Source organism: Chryseobacterium sp. CFS15 (assembly GCF_031118795.1).
In the GTDB taxonomy this organism is placed as follows: Bacteria; Bacteroidota; Bacteroidia; order Flavobacteriales; family Weeksellaceae; genus Chryseobacterium; species Chryseobacterium indoltheticum.
Genome location: NZ_JAVHYL010000002.1, coordinates 207,159 through 224,197, shown reverse-complemented (window position 1 = coordinate 224,197; position 17,039 = coordinate 207,159). Strand labels below are relative to the sequence as shown.

The following is a 17,039-nucleotide window of genomic DNA, read 5'->3' as shown; positions in this document are numbered from 1 at the left end:
CTCTGATCTGCCGAACTTTGTTCCATTGTTTAACTAAAATATTTCAACATGGAAAAAAGAATCATTAACCCGTGGGCATGGCAGAACGACAGAAACTATGCACAAGCTGTGGAAGTTAAAAATGTTCAAAGCACGCTTTACGTTTCGGGGCAAACGGCGATCGACGACAACGGAATTACAAGCGATGCCGACATGAGAACGCAGATAAGTAAGACATTCGAAAATCTTGAAAAAGTAATTCGACAGGCAGATTTTGAACTTAAAAACATTGTTCGTCTCAATGTTTATACGACAGACCATCCCGCCTTTTTTGAAAATTTTGATATCTGGCAAAGCTGGATTGCAAAACATAACATTCAGCAGGCAAGTAATGTTATTGAAGTAAAAACATTATTTGAAACGTTGAAAGTGGAAATGGAGGCTACTGTTGTAAAGTAATTTTCTTAAAAAAAAGAGATTCTAACGCATCGTCAGTTCGAATAGCGAAGCGTATCGAGAACTTTTATCTTAAACACTTATTAAATTAATTCCAAGAATAAGTTTGGCTAAAGCCAATTTGAAATCTTAATTGGGGTCGGGCTAAAGCCCGACCCTATTGATAAAAAAATCTAAAATCTTTTTCAATAAATAAAAACAAAGTACAAAAATCGTTTATGAAGATAAGATCAATGCAAAACAGCGCACTCAAAGAGTGCGCTGTTCATTTATATAAAGTTTAGATTAAAACTTCAAATCACCATTTACTTCTCTTACCGCTTGTGCAGCTTCAGCAAATTTAGCTTTCTCTTCTTCAGTTAAAGTAATGTTTACGATGCTTTCAACACCGTTTTTCCCGATAATTGCAGGAACACCAAGACAGATATCGCTTTCGCCATATTCTCCGTCAAGCATTAATGAACATGGGATCATTTTCTTTTGGTCACAAGCGATTGCCTGAACCATTACAGAAACTGCCGCACCCGGTGCATACCAAGCCGAAGTGCCTAATAATTTAGTTAGTGTAGCACCACCAACTTTAGTTTCCTCGATTACATATTTTTGTTTTGCTTCGTCAAGGAACTCAGTTACAGGAACTCCGTTTCTTGTTGCTTTGCTCAATAAAGGAAGCATTCCTGTATCACTGTGAGCAGCGATTACCATACCGTCAACATCAGAGATTGGAGCTTCTAAAGCTTCAGCCAATCTGTATTTGAATCTTGCAGAATCTAAAGCACCACCCATACCGATGATTTTGTGCTTAGGAAGACCTGAAGTTTTGTGTACCAAATAAGCCATTGTATCCATTGGGTTAGAAACCACGATGATGATTACTTCCGGAGAATTTTTCACTAAGTTTTCAGTAACTTCTTTTACGATTCCCGCATTGATACCAATTAATTCTTCTCTGGTCATTCCCGGTTTTCTTGGGATACCAGAAGTAATTACTGCTACATGAGAACCTGCTGTTTTGCTGTAATCTCCTGTTGTACCGGTAATTTTTGTATCAAATCCGTTCAAAGATGCAGTCTGCATCAAGTCCATTGCTTTTCCTTCAGCAAAACCTTCTTTGATATCTACTAAAACTACTTCTGAACAGAAGTCTTTCATTGCGATGTATTCTGCACAACTTGCACCTACAGCGCCTGCACCTACTACAGTTACTTTCATAATATATTGATTTATTGTTTTTAATTGGCATTATGGAACTTTATAGTTTCATAATATTTTTTTATTATTTATTTTGTTAGTTTAATTTTTGCTTCCCAAATGTACAAATTCCCGAAAAATTGAGCAATCTTTCGGGAATTTTAATTATTATTTAAGGAAATTAATTAACGTTTAGTAAAAACGTATATAATTTTTTGGCTCCGGATAATACTTTATTGTAGTTTTCTTCGGTAACTTCAGTATCCAGAACTTCTTTAAAGTTTTTCCACATCGGGCCTGTATTTTCCTGATAGCATCCGAAAAAGTTGAAAGTTACCTCATCAAAACCTTCAGTTTTAGAAAGCTGTTTTGCAATCACATTTCCACCTAAAGTAGATCCTTCAATTACATACATTGCTCCTAAAGCTTCATGCTCATTGGTAAAATCAAGCGTATGAGTTGGCTTCTGATTTTCTAAAGCCAGACTTGCCAGATCTTTTTCAATTAATGGAAGTTTTACTCTTTTGTTTAACTGAAGTTTTTCAGAAAAATTTTCAGAAAGATTATTGAATATTTTGTCTTCGCTGTGAAGAAGCATCAGATAATTGGTATTGATAATTTTTTTATAATCTTCTAAGCTGAAAGTTTTATTAAAAATTTTCTCAGAATTAAAAAGCTTTCCAGCTGCATCGTGATACTCCGCCGTATTTTTTTTTAGATATTCAGATACCATATTTTTGTTTTAAAGTTTCACAAATTTAGGTTTTTGAAACGTTAAAATAAAGCAAGTACCATCTTTAGTGCTTTCATAATCTACATTTCCGCCGAGTCTGTTCATTATCCTGTGAACGATCGAAAGGCCTACTCCATTTCCTTTAAACTTTTTGGCATTATCCATACGGTTGAAAATTTTGAACATTTTATGTTTATTTTCTTCCGGAATTCCGATGCCGTTGTCTTTTATACGGTAGATAATTTTATCGCCGGCTTCTGTACCTTCTATTTCGATAATAGGCTGTTCCTGATCCGATGAATATTTTACAGCATTATTGATGATATTCAAAAATACCTGATGTAGCATTGTTTTATCAGCCAGAACTTCCGGGCATTCTTTAATTACCACCATACTTTTACGGCTGTCGTACATAATCTTTGCATTTTCCGTAATTTTCTGAATGGTCTCATTGGTTTCGATGGTCTCAAGCTTTATTTCGCTGTGTTTTGCACGACTCAGCTGAAGCACATTCTGCATCATCTCTGCCATATTATCGATCTCGCCAATGATAGATTTTATTTTATTTTTATCTTTCTCATCTATATCTCCCAAGCTGTTGAGCAGCATCTGCGCATTGAGTTTCATCACAGTAAGCGGAGTTCCCAAATCGTGTGAAATGGTGTACGAAAAACTGTCTAGTTCTTCATTCACTTTTTTCAGCTGATCATTTAGCTTTTTTATGGTAATATACTGTTTGTGAGAAGTTTCAAAAATAAGATCCCGAATAAGATGTACAGCAATTTGGTTTTTGGAACTCCATCTTTTTGATTTTCCTTTTATATTTTCAATAAAAACATTAAAAGATTCTCTTGGCGAAACCGTTGTCATCTCTTCCCCGTTTTTTGAGAAAGTATTAACCTTTTTTTCGGGATTTCCTGCCCAGCTGATGTGTTCATCAAACTCTTTTCTGAACCAGATTAAAATCTCTTTTTTACTTTTTTCAATAAAATATATAATAATTCCTGCTGCATCAGAATTCAGACCCAGCTCTTCGCCGTAATCTTTCAGAAAACGATTGCTTATAAAGACATTATCTGAGGTATTTTCATAGGCCCATCCTACAATTTTGTTGATGATTTCCCGATCTGGTGCAGCTCCGTCGGTTACAATATCATTGTCTGAAATAATTGCCAATCCGTCAGCTTTTGGCATAAGTCTAAGCTGCGATTTATTAAAATCCAAAGAATCGAATAAAGTGCCGTGTTCCAAAAATTCAGATTTTAGAGCAGATAATCTTTCGTTCAAATCTATTCTATATTCTAATTCTTTTTTAGATTTAAAAGACGAATAAGCGTTAGATGCCAAAACAGTGAAAATGCCTGCCTGCACACGATCTTCAAGGTCTATATGTTTCGGTTCAGAATTTTGGCAGGTCACCAATCCCCACAATTGATCATCAATGATAATCGAAATGCTGAAACTTGATGAAGCTCCTGAATTTTTGATGTATTGCCCATGTATAGGCGACATTGCTCTGCAAGCTGCAAAGGTAAGATCTATATTTCTTTCTTCGCGACTGAGAATACGAACAGGCTCGGTATGAACATTAGAAAATATTCTTTTTCTTTTCTTTTTGTAGAGTTCACGGGCTTGTCTCGGAATGTCGTGTTCGGGATAATGAAGTCCTAAATAGCTTTCCAGATGACTGTTTGTTTTTTCTGAAATTACTTTTCCGGAACCATCATTCATAAATTTATAGACCATGATCCGGTCATAATTTATAATATTGAAAATCGTATTGAGGAGTTGATCCCAAATCCCCTGTTCGTTATCAATGATATAAAAATTATCATATTTGTTGGTAATACGCTTAAGAGGGTTTTCAATAACCGCCTCAAACTCCAGAAAAATATAATCATTTGCTCTGAAAACCGAAAAGTGATATTGTTTGTCGTTGATTACAATTTTGTCGAAATAAGTTTCATTTTCTCTTTTTGAAAGAAATCCTGCATCTTTAAAAATATCAGAATCGATCACGGTTTGAAAAACCTCAGGAAACTGCGAAAGTTTTTTTCCAAAAAGATCTTCACTGCGTTCTACTTTGAAAACATCTGCGATATTTTCGCTGAAGAAGGTAATGGTAAGGGAAGTTGTCTCGATGCCAATTAAATATCCAAAACTTTGTATATAGCCAGGAATATGAATGGGCTCATCATGACATTCAACAAAATTCATAATATGCTAATAAAGATCAAAGATAACTAAATAATATCCTATATAACATCGGTGTGGTATGTAAGGTTAAACTTCTCCTTAATAATTAACAAGAATTATGATTTATTAAAATAAAAATAGAATTTAATTAATTAAAATCTAATCATAACTCATAATTATTAACAAATTAATTAACATTACAAAAATAATTTATAATATATATCATTTATTTCGCCTCTTTTACTTCTGTCTTAGACCATTGGTTTTCAAGAGATAAACATGTTTTTGTTTTAGGGAATCGAGCATATTAATCTGTGAAATATTCTTTCAGACAATTTAAATTTTTTATCGGAACAATTGTCGGAGATTGTTACACCATTCGTTGGCTTTACAGGAAAGAGGATTCAATTTACTATCATTATTGATGTTTAATGTTCAATAATTCCGTCGCTAATTCCCGGTTCAAAAAACTCCATTGTTTTACAGGACGGCAAAGTTCGTCCCGACTTTTTTCATAAACTGATCGAAATTTATCTTAAGCTAATCTCTATACTTCTTTATCGAAATAAAGCATATAAAATTTCCCTTTCTCATCCTGCCCTTGCTCAAGCATTTTTCGATCTCCATGAATGTAGATGTGAAAATTTTTATCTAATTTAATTATACTTTTGAAATGTCGCTGCGTCTTTTTCACCGCCGCTTCACTGATCGGGAATTCTTCGGCAATATTGATCTGCATTTCCTGTTCGTAATCGGTTTTATAATTGTTAAAACTTTCGATTACATGTTCGTCTTTTAAGACTTCAGCAGCAAACTCATCCAGCTTAAATTCTTCTTTCTCTTTGAAAAAATTAATAGACTGGTTCAAAAAGTCAGCCTGATCTGCTCTTGAAACCTCAAATTCCTGAGGAAGCTGTTTTGTGATATAGTCTTTGTAAACCATTAAAGCTTCCTGCGTGTGGAAATACTCATCATCACGCTGTTTTACCTTTAAAAAATCTTCAAACCAGTAATACATATCTCCGTTTTTGTTGTTATCAACCACGGAAAGTACATATCCACTTTCTTTATTGTTATTGTAAATTAAAGCGGCTTTATCAATTTTAGACAAACTGATTCCCTGATCTTTTTCAATCTCAAAAGTTTCATTTTTGGGGAATATTTTTAAGAAAGAATCTCTTTTTTCGGTTTTAAAGATTCCGATTTTATCTACTCTTTCTTCGCTTTCTCTTTCGTCTTCAAAGAAAACGATAAACAATTCTCCGCCCTGAACTCTTGGATTTTCTGCAGCTTCGAAAAGATGCTTAGCAATATTTTCTGCCTCCCAAAGAAACTTGGCTTTATCATCAAAAATCTCAGACACGGAACTGAAAACCGGATTGTTTACCAAATAAGAATCGCTGTAGAATTGGTAGGTTTCTTCAGTTTTAAAAGAGCCTAAAAAATAATTCTCCAGCAGCTCTACCGTACCTTCATCGAGCTGAAGCTCTTCCTGTGAAAGTATAAGTGATTCTCCGTTGATTTTATTTCCGACTCTGTGGACTACTATTTTTGTAAACATCTCTGATTTTTATGGACTGCAAATATATTTATTCTCAAAATTAAAACGGAATAAATCTCTCTTTTCTTTAATTCTGAAAAATAAAATTACGACTCGTTAAGCAATGACATTTGACTTCGTCGAATATTCGATTTCATTTAGCAAAGAAATACAAAAAACATAAATGATCAGTCAATTGAAGATATATGCAAAATACAGAATGGGTAAATTATAAAAATTTAAAATAAATTTCAGCATCATCATTTAAATGATTCATTACAAAACAATAAAAACCAATCTCAATTAATTACATTAAAAATCAACTCGTTACATTTTTAATCACTAAACAAAGAAATAAAAAACACATGAAACAAGCATCAATAAATGATTTGTTAATAGATAAACATTAAAATAAAATTCATACAAAAAGCAATTTTTTAATATTACACCGAAGAAATTGGTACAGTTTTGGCTAATACAAGAATGTTTTGAAAAATATTTAAAATGAAGAATATTGAGAAGAAAGTAATTAATGAAGATGGAGCAATTGAGCATTTAAAAGTATTCTATCCTACATTACAACAAGAAATAGTGCAACTTTCAGCACAGAATAATTTTGCAGGAGCAATTCAGGCAACTATTAATCATATGAAAAACCTTTTGCAGGAATCGAAGATTAATATTGTAAACCACAACATCAAAATGATGGGCTGGCTATATATAAACGGGACACAAACCGTAAAACAAATTATTGAGAATCTTTTCGTAAGATCTTTCACAAGCTTTAAAAAGCAAACCGACACTCACCAATGGAATATATTATATCAATATATGCCGGTAAGCTTTCAAAGAATTTATGTAAAGCAGGTAAAAATGGATGAAATCCTATTCAAGAGACACTAAATCACATCATATATCACGAAAAATCCCGGGGCACATTGCTTCGGGATTTTCTATTTTTATGGAATTGATGCTGATGATATTCATATTTAAAAAAGCTTGTGAATATCATCAAATTATATTAATTATACCTTTTAAGGATTCTGATCATATCCTGCAACCTGAATCTGAGACAAAGGAATCTGATACAGATAATCGTTGGTAGTAATGGTAAAATTATAATTAAGCTGTGCTGCAGCTTGATTGATAACCGATACTCCGGCATTCCAACGTACCAAATCATGCCAGTAAACACCTTCCCCGGCGAACTCTACTCTTCTCTCTTTGCGAAGCGCAGTCGTAAAATCATTAGCTGATATCGATGTGGAAACCCCAGCAAGGCCTGCTCTCTGGCGAATTCTGTTTAAATACGGAACTGCTGCCGCCGTATTTCCCTGACTGTTTAAAATCTCAGCATACATCAACAGAACGTCTGCATAACGTATAATCGGGAAGTTGATCGGCCAGTCATAACGATTGGTCAAAACAATTCCTTTTTCACGGAATTTTACGAAAAATTTAGCCTGATCCGGCTGTCCGTTTTGTGCGATGAAGCTTGTTTTAATTGTTAACGGAAGTCTTAAATCTCCTGGTTCATACGTGTCAATTAATGATTGCGAAACACCCAATTCCGCAGAACTGAATAAACTTCCTTGTGGATTATAAAAAGGATCTGCCACTCCGAAATTAGGCGAAACATAACTCGGCAAGTACGAACCTTGTGACAAACCGCCGCTGATGTGTTGAATTTCGAAAATATGGTATTTATTGTCATTAGCACTTTTAAATAAATCTGCATAATTCGGAGCAAATGTAACAAACTGACCTTCTCCCTGAATCACTGTAAATAAATGATCTTTCGCTTTTGCTACATACGCACCGTTATTGAGCGGATAACCGGAACCTGTAAGATAAATCCTCCCTAACATTGCATGAGCCGCCGATTTTGTTATTCTTCCTTTATTAGCCGCATCGTAGACATTTTTTAGACCTCCAATAGATGATTCAATTTCTGAAGTAATGAAATTATAAAGCGTTGCCAAATCTGTTCTTGGAATGGTAGCCGCCTCTTCCGGGCTTACCGGATGATCAATTAAAGGGACTTTCCCAAAACTGCGCATCAGCTCAAAATAAGCGTACGCTCTCAAAAAACGAGCTTCAGAACGATATTGTTCTTTTGTTGCAGGATCTGCAAAAGGCACAGCATCTATTCTCGATAAAAGCATATTGGCATACGAAATCTGTTGATAGGCATCTTCCCAAAGAATTTCCATCTCTTCGGTAGAAGAAGTATCCTGAAAACGGTTGATGGCGTAGTAATCTCTATTTCCGTTTTGAGAAATTGCATTAAAATTATTAGAACGGACTTCTGATGCCAATAAATAAAAATTAACATCATACCCGCCTCTTGATGAGGCATTAATCATTGCAGAATATACTCCCGACAATGCCTGCTGAATTTGTAATTCTGTGGTGTAAAAAGAGTTTTGGGTAATATTATTTTCCGGCTCGAGCCTTAGATCATCTTCACAGCTAACCGTACCTAATGCTAAGGCTCCAAAAATTAAGGCTTTACCTAAAGTTCTGACGTTAAATTGTAGAAAGGGTGTATTTTTTTTATAAGTAATTTTCATTTTTTTAAATTTAGAAGTTAAAGTTTAAGCCCATCATATATACCTTCGCATTGGGATATGCTCCGTAATCGGTACCGTCTGACTGTACAGATTCTGGGTTGTAGCCACCATAATAATGGTCTTTTCTCCAAACATTTTCTAAACTGACATAAACTCTCAGATTAGAAATTTTTAATTTTCGGGCTAATTCCTCCTCAAAATTATATCCTAAAGTAACGTTCTTTAATTGGATGTAAGTGGCATCATACAACCATCTTGTATCTAAAAGACTTCCTGTAGTACCATCTAATCTTGGTGTTTTTCCGTCTCCCGGATCTGCATCAGAACGCCAACGATTGGCCCAGTTCCCCATCACGTTTGTCGTAGTTCCCATTCCTGTACGATCGATTGCACGCCCAAGTAATGCATAACTATATCCTCCTTTCTGGCCTTGAAAAAACACAGAAAGATCAAAGTTTTTGTAAGAAAACGTATTGGTAAAACCCCAATAATAATCAGGAGTAGGGCTTCCGATGATATGACGGTCATTTTCGTCAATTTTTCCATCCCCATTAAAATCTTTGTATTTAACGTCTCCGGCAATAGCACCATTTGTTTTTGCCACACCTGTATTATTGATATCTGCTGTTGACAAAACACCAATCGCTTCGTACAAATAAAATGAATTGAGCTCTTCGCCTACTTTAATAATATTGGTACTGCTGCTAAAACCCGTATATATAGGTGCATTGTCGCTTCCTAACTGCAAAACTTTATTATTATTGAATGCAATATTTGCCGAAGTGTTCCATTTGAATGCTCCCGTTAAATTTTTTGTGCTAAGATCGAATTCTAAACCTTTATTCTGAACTGAGCCTACATTCTTCCACATGATATTATAACCGGTTACGTAAGGAATTGGTTGCTGCAAAAGAAGATCATTGGTCTTTTTGACGTAATAATCTGCCGTAAAATCTATTCTGTTGAATAATCCTAATTCAAAACCAAAATCTGAAGACTGTGTTTTCTCCCACGTCAAATTCGGATTGGGAATTGTATTGGATATCAGACCATTTGACAAACCTCCACCAAATGAATAATTTCCTCCTGCAAGTGTACCAAAAGCCCGGTAATCTCCGATGTTATCGTTTCCGTTTTCTCCCCAGCTGTATCTTAATTTTAAGTTGCTCAGCCAGGTTTTATCTTTAAGAAATTCTTCTTCATCCATTTTCCATGCTCCACCAAATGCTGCGAAAGTTCCATAAAGATTATTCCATCCAAATCTGGAAGAACCGTCTCTACGTATACTTGCAAATAGCATATATTTCTTTTGGTAATCATAGTTTACACGTCCGAATAATGAGATCAGCATACGCTCTGAAGCTGTATATTCTGAATTTAGCACTGATGCAGACTGTGTGAAATTAAACGTTTTCAAATCATCATTAGCGAAACCTTTGTTACGATTGTATTGTGAAGTCGTTCTGTAATTTTCGGCACTATACCCTGCAAGAGCGGCGATACTATGACTTCCGAAGGTCTTTTTATAATTTAATAAAGCTTCACCTAAATATCGGTTATAATTAACCGTTCTTCTGCTCGCAATACTTACCTGCCCCGGAATATTTGTAACTAAATTGAAAGTTGGTATATAACCGGTATTGATGTTATAATTATTAGTAGCACCTCCTGAAATTTTAAAATTTAATCCCGGTAAAATATCATAAGACATGTACATGCTAGACAATAACCTGAATTCATTGGTATCATTGGTTGTGTTTTCTAAAGTTCCAATCGGGCTTACTGTAGAACCCGCCCATCTGTATCTTGTATTTTTCCAGAAATTGGTATAAAGACCGGCTGATAATTCTGCTACTGGAACCATAGAAAGCATTTTGTGTGCTTCATTATCTTTCCCGTCTACCGCAGCTCCGTAACTTTGAGAATAACTTGGGCGTAAAGTAATTCCGGCCTTCCATTTATCAGAAATATTTACATCAATAACTGCACTTAAATTAAATCTATTAAAACCTGTATTAAGCGCCATACCTTCCTGATCAAAATACGCAGCCGAGATTGCATATTTTACATTCTGGCTTCCCCCTCTCACCGATAACTGATAATTCTGAATGGCGGCCGGGCGGTAAAACGCATCCTGCCAGTCGATATTTGCTACCTGATTGGTTCCCCATCTTGGATCGACCATATAGGTGATATTTGCCAGATTATAATCAGTAGTATTTGCCAGATTAAAATAATTTGCTCTCACTGCATAGCTGTCAGAAGCTGAATTCCCTGGAGATAAAGCAACCCATCTTTTATTAATAGACTCGGTTGCATAGTCAATCCATTCTGCGCTGTTCATGATGTCAAGCTTTTTCTCGATGGTTTGAACACCATAATACTGAGAAAATGAGAATGATGGCTTACCTGAAACTCCTTTTTTAGTCGTTACAATCACGATCCCATTAGAGCCTCTCGATCCGTACATTGCCGTTGATGCAGCATCCTTTAGTACTTCAATCGATTGCACATCATCTGGAGAAACATTGGCCATGTCATCTACTACCATTCCATCAACTACATAAAGAGGAGAATTGCTTGCTGAGATAGAAGCTGAACCACGCACTCGAATTTCTAAGGGTTCTCCCGGTTTTCCTGAAGTAGCACGGGTTTTAACACCCGCAATCTGACCCGTTAATGCCTGATCAACTCGTGCAATAGGACGATCTTTGAAACTCGCCGTACTCACCTTTCCGACAGATCCGGTGACCTCTCCTTTTTTTTGTGTACCGTAAGCGATAACGACTACTTCCTCAATATCCTTCGTTTTATTATTGGATTTTGTACTATCCGAGGCCTTACCTGTGGTTTCTTTTTCCTGTGCGAAGATAAAACTTGTGGTACTTAGTAAAATACCAAGAGTTATTATAGATTTCTTCATTTTGTGGCTGGTGATTAATAATTATTACTTTTATACTTTCATTTAAATTAAAGCATGAGAAAAGTTAAATCTGAAAGACATGATATTTCTCATATTTTTATTTTTATAAAAGTATACTTATCGAAAATTTCAGCTATCCTGCTGTTACCTGCCCAAATCTCATCGTATAGAAATACACACAAACCACTCATTATCAACAACATTATTTAATTAAAAAAAATTCAGGAATAGAAAAAATTAAAAACAATTACTCAAATAAAGAAATATCTTAAGCGTATGCTCACCAATTTCATCTTCATAAACTTTGAATTTTCATTCTATATTATGATAAATTATTTTAGCAAGATCTCAATGTTGGCTTTGTTTTTGCCAAGCAAGATGTATGAAAACAATTTTTATCGTAGAAGATGAGACAGGCATCAGAGATGCATTACAATTGCTCCTGTCATTCGAAAATTATGACGTCCGTTCATTTGCTACTGTTGATGCCTTCAACAATAGAGATCAATCGGTTGTTCCGGATGTTTTTATATTGGATGTAAGATTACCTGATGGTTCGGGTACCGATCTTTGCAATCAAATAAAAGAAGATGAAGCTACTTCAAAAATTCCGGTAATGATTATCAGTGCTCATGCAAAAGCTGAAAATGTAATCAATGCATGCAACGCTGATGAATTTATTTCTAAACCGTTTGACATCGATGATGTTCTTGTAAAAATTGAAAAGCTAACTGCATAATATTTTAACAACTATACTTTAAATAAAAACACTCTGAAGCATCTGTTTCAGAGTGTTTTATTTAGAGTGAAAAATTTGAAATAGCTGCGTTATTTTGACAATATAGACAATGTTTTCATTCAAAATCAATATTTTTCAATACTTTTGTCTTGCGCTTTAGGGGTATTCTGAAAAGAATTGAGAGAGTCCCTTTGAACCTGATACGGCTTACACCGACGTAGGGAAAAGCAATATGTCATATTCTAAATGATGACTGTTGTTCCGGATTTTATCCTAAAGCTTTTATTGATAAAAATATTAGAATGGAAAACAATCTTTGGAACAGCATCCTTCACGTACGAAACAATTCTCCCCTCGTTCATAGTATCACCAATTATGTTGTGATGAACAACACTGCTAATGCACTTCTGGCGATTGGCGCATCACCTATAATGGCTCATGCAAAATCTGAAGTAGAAGAAATGGTAAACATTTCAAATTCATTGGTCATTAATATTGGTACACTTGATGAATATTGGGAAGAAGCAATGCTTTTGGCAGCAAAAAAAGCGAATGAATTACACAAACCTTGGATTTTAGATCCTGTAGGAGCCGGAGCAACATCTTATCGTGATTCGGTTTTAAGCAAGATTCTTTCTTTAAATCCAACAGTGATCAGAGGAAATGCTTCTGAAATTATTGCCCTTTCAAAAACCAGTAAAACGATCACAAAAGGAGTCGACAGCACTGCCAAAAGTAATGAAGCTGTAGAAGCTGCCAAAATATTGGTCAAAAATCACAAATCGACAGTTTGTATTTCAGGTGAAACCGATATTATCATTAGTGAAAATCAAGAAATCCATTTAAAAAACGGCGATCCAATGATGACCAAAGTTACCGGATTAGGCTGCACAGCAACTGCATTGATTGGTTCTTTTATCGGAGTTATTGAAAACAAAACAGAAGCTGTTATTGCAGCAATGAGTTTATTGGGTATCGCAGGAGAAATAGCAGCTCAACAAAGTGCCGGTCCCGGAAGTTTACAGCTCAACATCATTGATAAACTTTACAATATTACAGAAGAAGAATTTTCGGCTCATCTAAAAATGATAAAGCAATGATCTTAAAACCTTCATTTCCTTATCAGCTGTATTTGGTTATTTCTGAGAAAGATTGTTTGGGGAAAGATTTTCTTGAAGTTGCAGAAAAATCAATTTTGGGTGGCGTTGATATTATTCAGCTTCGTGAAAAAAATACCTCAACAGAAGATTTTCTTCGGAAAGCATTCACATTAAAAGAGATTACCTATAAATATAATATTCCACTCATTATTAATGACAATTTTGAGGTTGCTGAAAAAATTGGTTCGGCAGGAATTCATGTCGGGAATAACGATAAATCTCCGTCAAGCCTAAGAAATGAATTGTTTTTTAAAGATAAAATAATTGGATATTCTATTGAATATTTAAGCCAACTTGAAAATGTAAATACAGAATTGTCAGATTATCTTGGCATCAGTCCAATATTTAATACCGACACCAAAAAAGACACCGTGACTGAATGGGGATTGGAAGGTTTATCAAAAATAAGATCTCTTACAGACAAGCCACTCGTTGCCATCGGCAATATCAATTCTTCAAACGCGGCCTCCATTATAAAAGCAGGAGCAGATGCATTAGCTGTTGTATCTGCAATTTGCAGTGCCGAAAATCCTGAAAAAGCAGCTTTCGAAATTAAAAATAAAATATTGAAATGAAAAAATATTCTTATCCTACCGTTCTTACGATTGCCGGTTTTGATGGCAGTGGCGGCGCAGGCATACAGGCAGATATCAAAACATTTTCAGCTTTGGGATGTTATGCAACATCTGTGCTTACCGCACTTCCGGTTCAAAATACAATGGGCGTAAGAAAAATATATCCCGTTTCAATGGAGGCTGTTGCAGATCAAATAGAAGCTGTACTCGACGACATTTTCCCGGATGCCATTAAAATTGGAATGGTGCATAATTCTCAATTGGTTGAAACCATCGTAAATACTCTAGCTAGATATCCAAAAATTCCAATTGTATTTGACCCTGTTATGGTTGCCACAAGCGGACATCAATTGATTGAAGAAGAAACCATTCAAACCATCGTTGAAAAATTATTTCCCATTGCAGAAATTATTACCCCAAATATGGATGAGGCTTCGATATTGGCACAAATGGAGGTGAAAACCTTAGAAGATATGCAGATTGCGGGCGAAAAGATTTTAAGATCAGGCTGCAAAAATATCCTTCTCAAAGGCGGACATCAGGAATTACCTACCGTCACTTCGTTATTTTTTGAAGAAAATGGCGAGCAATTAACTTTTGAAACTGAAAAATTTAACACCAAAAATACTCACGGTTCCGGCTGTACGCTTTCTTCGGCAATTGCTGCTTTTATAGCAAGAGGTGAAGAGTTGTCTAAGTCAGTTGAATTAGCGCAGGAATATGTTTTTGAAGCTATTAAAAACGGAAAAGATGTTGTCGTCGGAAAAGGAAATGGTCCTCTTAATCACTTTTTTAATCCCCATAAAATAATTAAAAATGAATTGGTCTGAATTAACCTGGAAACAAACTGAAGAACGGTATCAAGCTATTCTTACTATGCCTTTTGTTGCCCAATTGGCAGATGGAAGTCTTCCCAAAGAAAAATTTCAGTTTTACATGGCTCAGGATTCTTTATATCTCGAGCATTTCGGAAGAGCATTGGCGTTGATCGCAGCAAGAGCACATGATATTAGCAACACCTTACAATATCTGAAATATGCAGAAAACGCAATTATAGTCGAAAACGCACTTCATGAATCTTATTTTAAAGATTTTGGCTTAAAAGATAAAGGTACAATGCAGCCTGTCTGTCATCATTATGTACATTTTCTTAAGAGTACCGCTGCGCTCGATTCTGTTGAAATAGCTATGGCAGCAGTATTGCCCTGTTTTTGGATTTATAAAAAAGTAGGAGACCACATTTACAATACCATAAAGTCTGAAAATAATCCTTACCAAAAATGGATTGAAACGTATGGCGGTGAAGAATTTGCAGATGCAGTGCAACAGGCGATTAACATATGTGATGAGGTGGCGGCTTCTACAACTCCTGCCATTAGAGAAAAAATGACAGAAGCATTTTTAACCTCATCCAGAATGGAATATTATTTCTGGGAAGCAGCGTATGATAATAAAATCTGGATTTAAATAAGGAGATAAAGATTTCTGCATTAACTGTGAAAAAGCTGCTTATTGATTTTAAAATATTTTTATTTACCGCAAAAGCATCAAAAGAAATGATTGAAAAAAGAGAAATTCAAAGCTTGCAAAACTAAACATGATTAACATCTATTTTGTAAACTTTTGATTGCCTACAACAATCTATCATCTTTTGTTTCTTTTGCGGTTAAAATTATTATATATAAAAAAATAATTTACTCAGATTTACAGCGTTTACAAACAAATAAAAGCTTGGTTTCAACCATTCTTATTATTCATAAAAATTTGGAAATATGAATGTGGTATCTATTGGCAATTCATTTATATTTACAGCACAAAAAACTATAATCCAAAAGAAATCTGGTGAATGGATAATTTATTAAATATTGTAACGGGCATCTCAATGTTCATTTCATTTTTTTTGGCGTTTTTTATGCTCGTCGTTAAAACAAAGCACAAAATCAGCAACCGTCTCTTTGCTTTTTTTCTAATTATTTCCGCTGTCGATATTAGCGAACCATTTATTAGCCAAATTTCAGAAGGCCCTTCAAATCTGGGAATGTTCAGAACCACATTGGCTTTTTTGCAAATTCCGATTTTTTACCTTTATGTTTTATCGGTTTGCTATTCCGATTTTAAACTGAAACCCAAATATCTCATTCATTTACTGCCATTTTTGGTTTCAAATATTGCTCTTATTCCCCGATTTTACAGTGTAGATGTTGCTTCGAAGCTCGACTTCATCATCAATCGCCAAAATATGATTGAGTTGCAGTTAACTCATTGGTTGTTTCATATTCAGGTTGTGGTTTATTTTACGGCAGTTTTTCTATTGTTGAGAAAAGCAAAAAAACTTTATCTGGAGAATAATTCAGGAGGAAATCTTAATGCTTATCAATGGTTGTTTCAGCTTACGGGAGTTTTGGCAACTCTTTATCTGATTGTTATTTTCAAAAATATTTTCAAATTTTCTGATTACCCATACATTTCTGATTGGATTAAGATAGGAATTCTCTTGCTGCAACCTTTTATCACTTGTTGGTATCTGTATAAAGCACTTAATTATCCGGGACTTTTCAGAAATATTGATTCAAAAATGAAGCTCGTTTCCGATTTGGTTTTGGAAGACAAAGCAATAGAACCGGAAACACTGAATGAAGATTTATTGAAACTCAAGCAATATATGGCTAATGAAAAACCGTTTCTTAATCCGGATTTAAAGATTCAGGATATTTCAAAAGAAATCAATGTTCCGGTTCGTGAATTATCCGTTTTAATCAATCATCAATTAGGGCAGCATTTTTATGATTTCGTGAATACGTACCGAATTGAAAATGCAATGCAAATTCTGAAAGATTCATCAAAATCTAAGGTTACCATTCTTGAAATTTTGTATGAAGTTGGTTTTAATTCGAAATCTTCCTTCAATACAGCTTTTAAAAAACAAACCGGAAACACGCCGACAGCTTATCGTAAAGCGTTATAAAACAACAGT

General features: G+C 34.8%; 14 protein-coding genes and 1 riboswitch. Of the genes, 8 read left to right on the top strand and 6 right to left on the bottom strand.

Annotated features, from left to right (window positions below; translation table 11 throughout):
• Window positions 1-48: 48 nt before the first annotated feature.
• Entirely contained in the window at window positions 49-438 is a 390-nt protein-coding gene (locus tag OH814_RS03745; RefSeq protein ID WP_308827158.1) for a RidA family protein, read from the top strand.
• A gap of 282 nt (window positions 439-720) precedes the next feature.
• On the opposite strand, the gene OH814_RS03740 is transcribed toward OH814_RS03745, so the two are convergent.
• The 4 genes from OH814_RS03740 to OH814_RS03725 form a co-directional block, all read right to left on the bottom strand.
• Complete coding sequence (locus OH814_RS03740; RefSeq protein ID WP_115621650.1) at window positions 721-1,647, bottom strand: malate dehydrogenase; 927 nt, start codon at window positions 1,645-1,647, stop codon at window positions 721-723.
• 160 nt (window positions 1,648-1,807) lie between these two features.
• Window positions 1,808-2,359, bottom strand: a complete 552-nt coding sequence (locus OH814_RS03735; protein WP_308827157.1) for a biliverdin-producing heme oxygenase — start codon at window positions 2,357-2,359, stop codon at window positions 1,808-1,810.
• 9 nt (window positions 2,360-2,368) lie between these two features.
• Window positions 2,369-4,576: an ATP-binding protein gene (locus OH814_RS03730; RefSeq protein ID WP_308827156.1), complete on the bottom strand. Its 2,208-nt coding sequence runs from the start codon at window positions 4,574-4,576 to the stop codon at window positions 2,369-2,371.
• Between the two features lie 526 nt (window positions 4,577-5,102).
• Window positions 5,103-6,116 carry a nucleoid-associated protein gene (locus OH814_RS03725; RefSeq protein ID WP_076560588.1) on the bottom strand — a complete coding sequence of 338 codons (1,014 nt, stop codon included), beginning with the start codon at window positions 6,114-6,116 and terminating at the stop codon, window positions 5,103-5,105.
• Window positions 6,117-6,599: 483 nt separating this feature from the next.
• On the opposite strand from OH814_RS03725, the gene OH814_RS03720 reads away from it, so the two are divergent.
• Window positions 6,600-6,998 carry a hypothetical protein gene (locus OH814_RS03720; RefSeq protein WP_123887203.1) on the top strand — a complete coding sequence of 133 codons (399 nt, stop codon included), beginning with the start codon at window positions 6,600-6,602 and terminating at the stop codon, window positions 6,996-6,998.
• Window positions 6,999-7,129: 131 nt separating this feature from the next.
• Here OH814_RS03720 and OH814_RS03715 read toward each other — a convergent pair whose 3' ends face one another.
• Window positions 7,130-8,668 carry a RagB/SusD family nutrient uptake outer membrane protein gene (locus tag OH814_RS03715; RefSeq protein ID WP_308827155.1) on the bottom strand — a complete coding sequence of 513 codons (1,539 nt, stop codon included), beginning with the start codon at window positions 8,666-8,668 and terminating at the stop codon, window positions 7,130-7,132.
• A gap of 10 nt (window positions 8,669-8,678) precedes the next feature.
• Window positions 8,679-11,591, bottom strand: coding sequence for a TonB-dependent receptor (locus tag OH814_RS03710; protein WP_308827154.1), 2,913 nt, complete (start codon window positions 11,589-11,591; stop codon window positions 8,679-8,681).
• Between the two features lie 382 nt (window positions 11,592-11,973).
• Between OH814_RS03710 and OH814_RS03705 the strand changes: the two genes are divergently transcribed.
• The 6 genes from OH814_RS03705 to OH814_RS03680 all read left to right on the top strand — a co-directional run bounded on the left by OH814_RS03705 (window position 11,974) and on the right by OH814_RS03680 (window position 17,030).
• Window positions 11,974-12,330, top strand: a complete 357-nt coding sequence (locus OH814_RS03705; RefSeq protein ID WP_076560570.1) for a response regulator — start codon at window positions 11,974-11,976, stop codon at window positions 12,328-12,330.
• 148 nt (window positions 12,331-12,478) lie between these two features.
• A riboswitch (TPP riboswitch) is annotated at window positions 12,479-12,571 on the top strand.
• Between the two features lie 61 nt (window positions 12,572-12,632).
• Window positions 12,633-13,430, top strand: a complete 798-nt coding sequence (gene thiM, locus OH814_RS03700) for a hydroxyethylthiazole kinase (protein WP_308827153.1) — start codon at window positions 12,633-12,635, stop codon at window positions 13,428-13,430.
• Complete coding sequence (gene thiE, locus OH814_RS03695) at window positions 13,427-14,065, top strand: thiamine phosphate synthase (RefSeq protein WP_308827152.1); 639 nt, start codon at window positions 13,427-13,429, stop codon at window positions 14,063-14,065. The genes thiM and thiE overlap by 4 nt, the downstream gene beginning before the upstream one ends.
• Window positions 14,062-14,895 carry a bifunctional hydroxymethylpyrimidine kinase/phosphomethylpyrimidine kinase gene (gene thiD, locus OH814_RS03690; RefSeq protein WP_308827151.1) on the top strand — a complete coding sequence of 278 codons (834 nt, stop codon included), beginning with the start codon at window positions 14,062-14,064 and terminating at the stop codon, window positions 14,893-14,895. The genes thiE and thiD overlap by 4 nt, the downstream gene beginning before the upstream one ends.
• Complete coding sequence (gene tenA / locus OH814_RS03685; RefSeq protein ID WP_123887196.1) at window positions 14,882-15,532, top strand: thiaminase II; 651 nt, start codon at window positions 14,882-14,884, stop codon at window positions 15,530-15,532. Before thiD ends, tenA begins: the two co-directional genes overlap by 14 nt.
• Before the next feature lie 379 nt (window positions 15,533-15,911).
• Window positions 15,912-17,030 carry an AraC family transcriptional regulator gene (locus OH814_RS03680; RefSeq protein WP_308827150.1) on the top strand — a complete coding sequence of 373 codons (1,119 nt, stop codon included), beginning with the start codon at window positions 15,912-15,914 and terminating at the stop codon, window positions 17,028-17,030.
• The last annotated feature ends 9 nt before the right edge of the window (window positions 17,031-17,039 follow it).

Bases quoted from the DNA above. Each gene is read 5' to 3' on its own strand.
- OH814_RS03715 (WP_308827155.1), bottom strand. From the start codon at position 8,668: ATGAAAATTACTTATAAAAAAAATACACCCTTTCTACAATTTAACGTC.
- OH814_RS03705 (WP_076560570.1), top strand. From the start codon at position 11,974: ATGAAAACAATTTTTATCGTAGAAGATGAGACAGGCATCAGAGATGCA.
- thiD (WP_308827151.1), top strand. From the start codon at position 14,062: ATGAAAAAATATTCTTATCCTACCGTTCTTACGATTGCCGGTTTTGAT.
- OH814_RS03745 (WP_308827158.1), top strand. From the start codon at position 49: ATGGAAAAAAGAATCATTAACCCGTGGGCATGGCAGAACGACAGAAAC.
- OH814_RS03710 (WP_308827154.1), bottom strand. From the start codon at position 11,591: ATGAAGAAATCTATAATAACTCTTGGTATTTTACTAAGTACCACAAGT.
- tenA (WP_123887196.1), top strand. From the start codon at position 14,882: ATGAATTGGTCTGAATTAACCTGGAAACAAACTGAAGAACGGTATCAA.
- OH814_RS03725 (WP_076560588.1), bottom strand. From the start codon at position 6,116: ATGTTTACAAAAATAGTAGTCCACAGAGTCGGAAATAAAATCAACGGA.
- OH814_RS03735 (WP_308827157.1), bottom strand. From the start codon at position 2,359: ATGGTATCTGAATATCTAAAAAAAAATACGGCGGAGTATCACGATGCA.
- OH814_RS03720 (WP_123887203.1), top strand. From the start codon at position 6,600: ATGAAGAATATTGAGAAGAAAGTAATTAATGAAGATGGAGCAATTGAG.
- OH814_RS03730 (WP_308827156.1), bottom strand. From the start codon at position 4,576: ATGAATTTTGTTGAATGTCATGATGAGCCCATTCATATTCCTGGCTAT.
- OH814_RS03740 (WP_115621650.1), bottom strand. From the start codon at position 1,647: ATGAAAGTAACTGTAGTAGGTGCAGGCGCTGTAGGTGCAAGTTGTGCA.
- OH814_RS03680 (WP_308827150.1), top strand. From the start codon at position 15,912: ATGGATAATTTATTAAATATTGTAACGGGCATCTCAATGTTCATTTCA.
- thiE (WP_308827152.1), top strand. From the start codon at position 13,427: ATGATCTTAAAACCTTCATTTCCTTATCAGCTGTATTTGGTTATTTCT.
- thiM (WP_308827153.1), top strand. From the start codon at position 12,633: ATGGAAAACAATCTTTGGAACAGCATCCTTCACGTACGAAACAATTCT.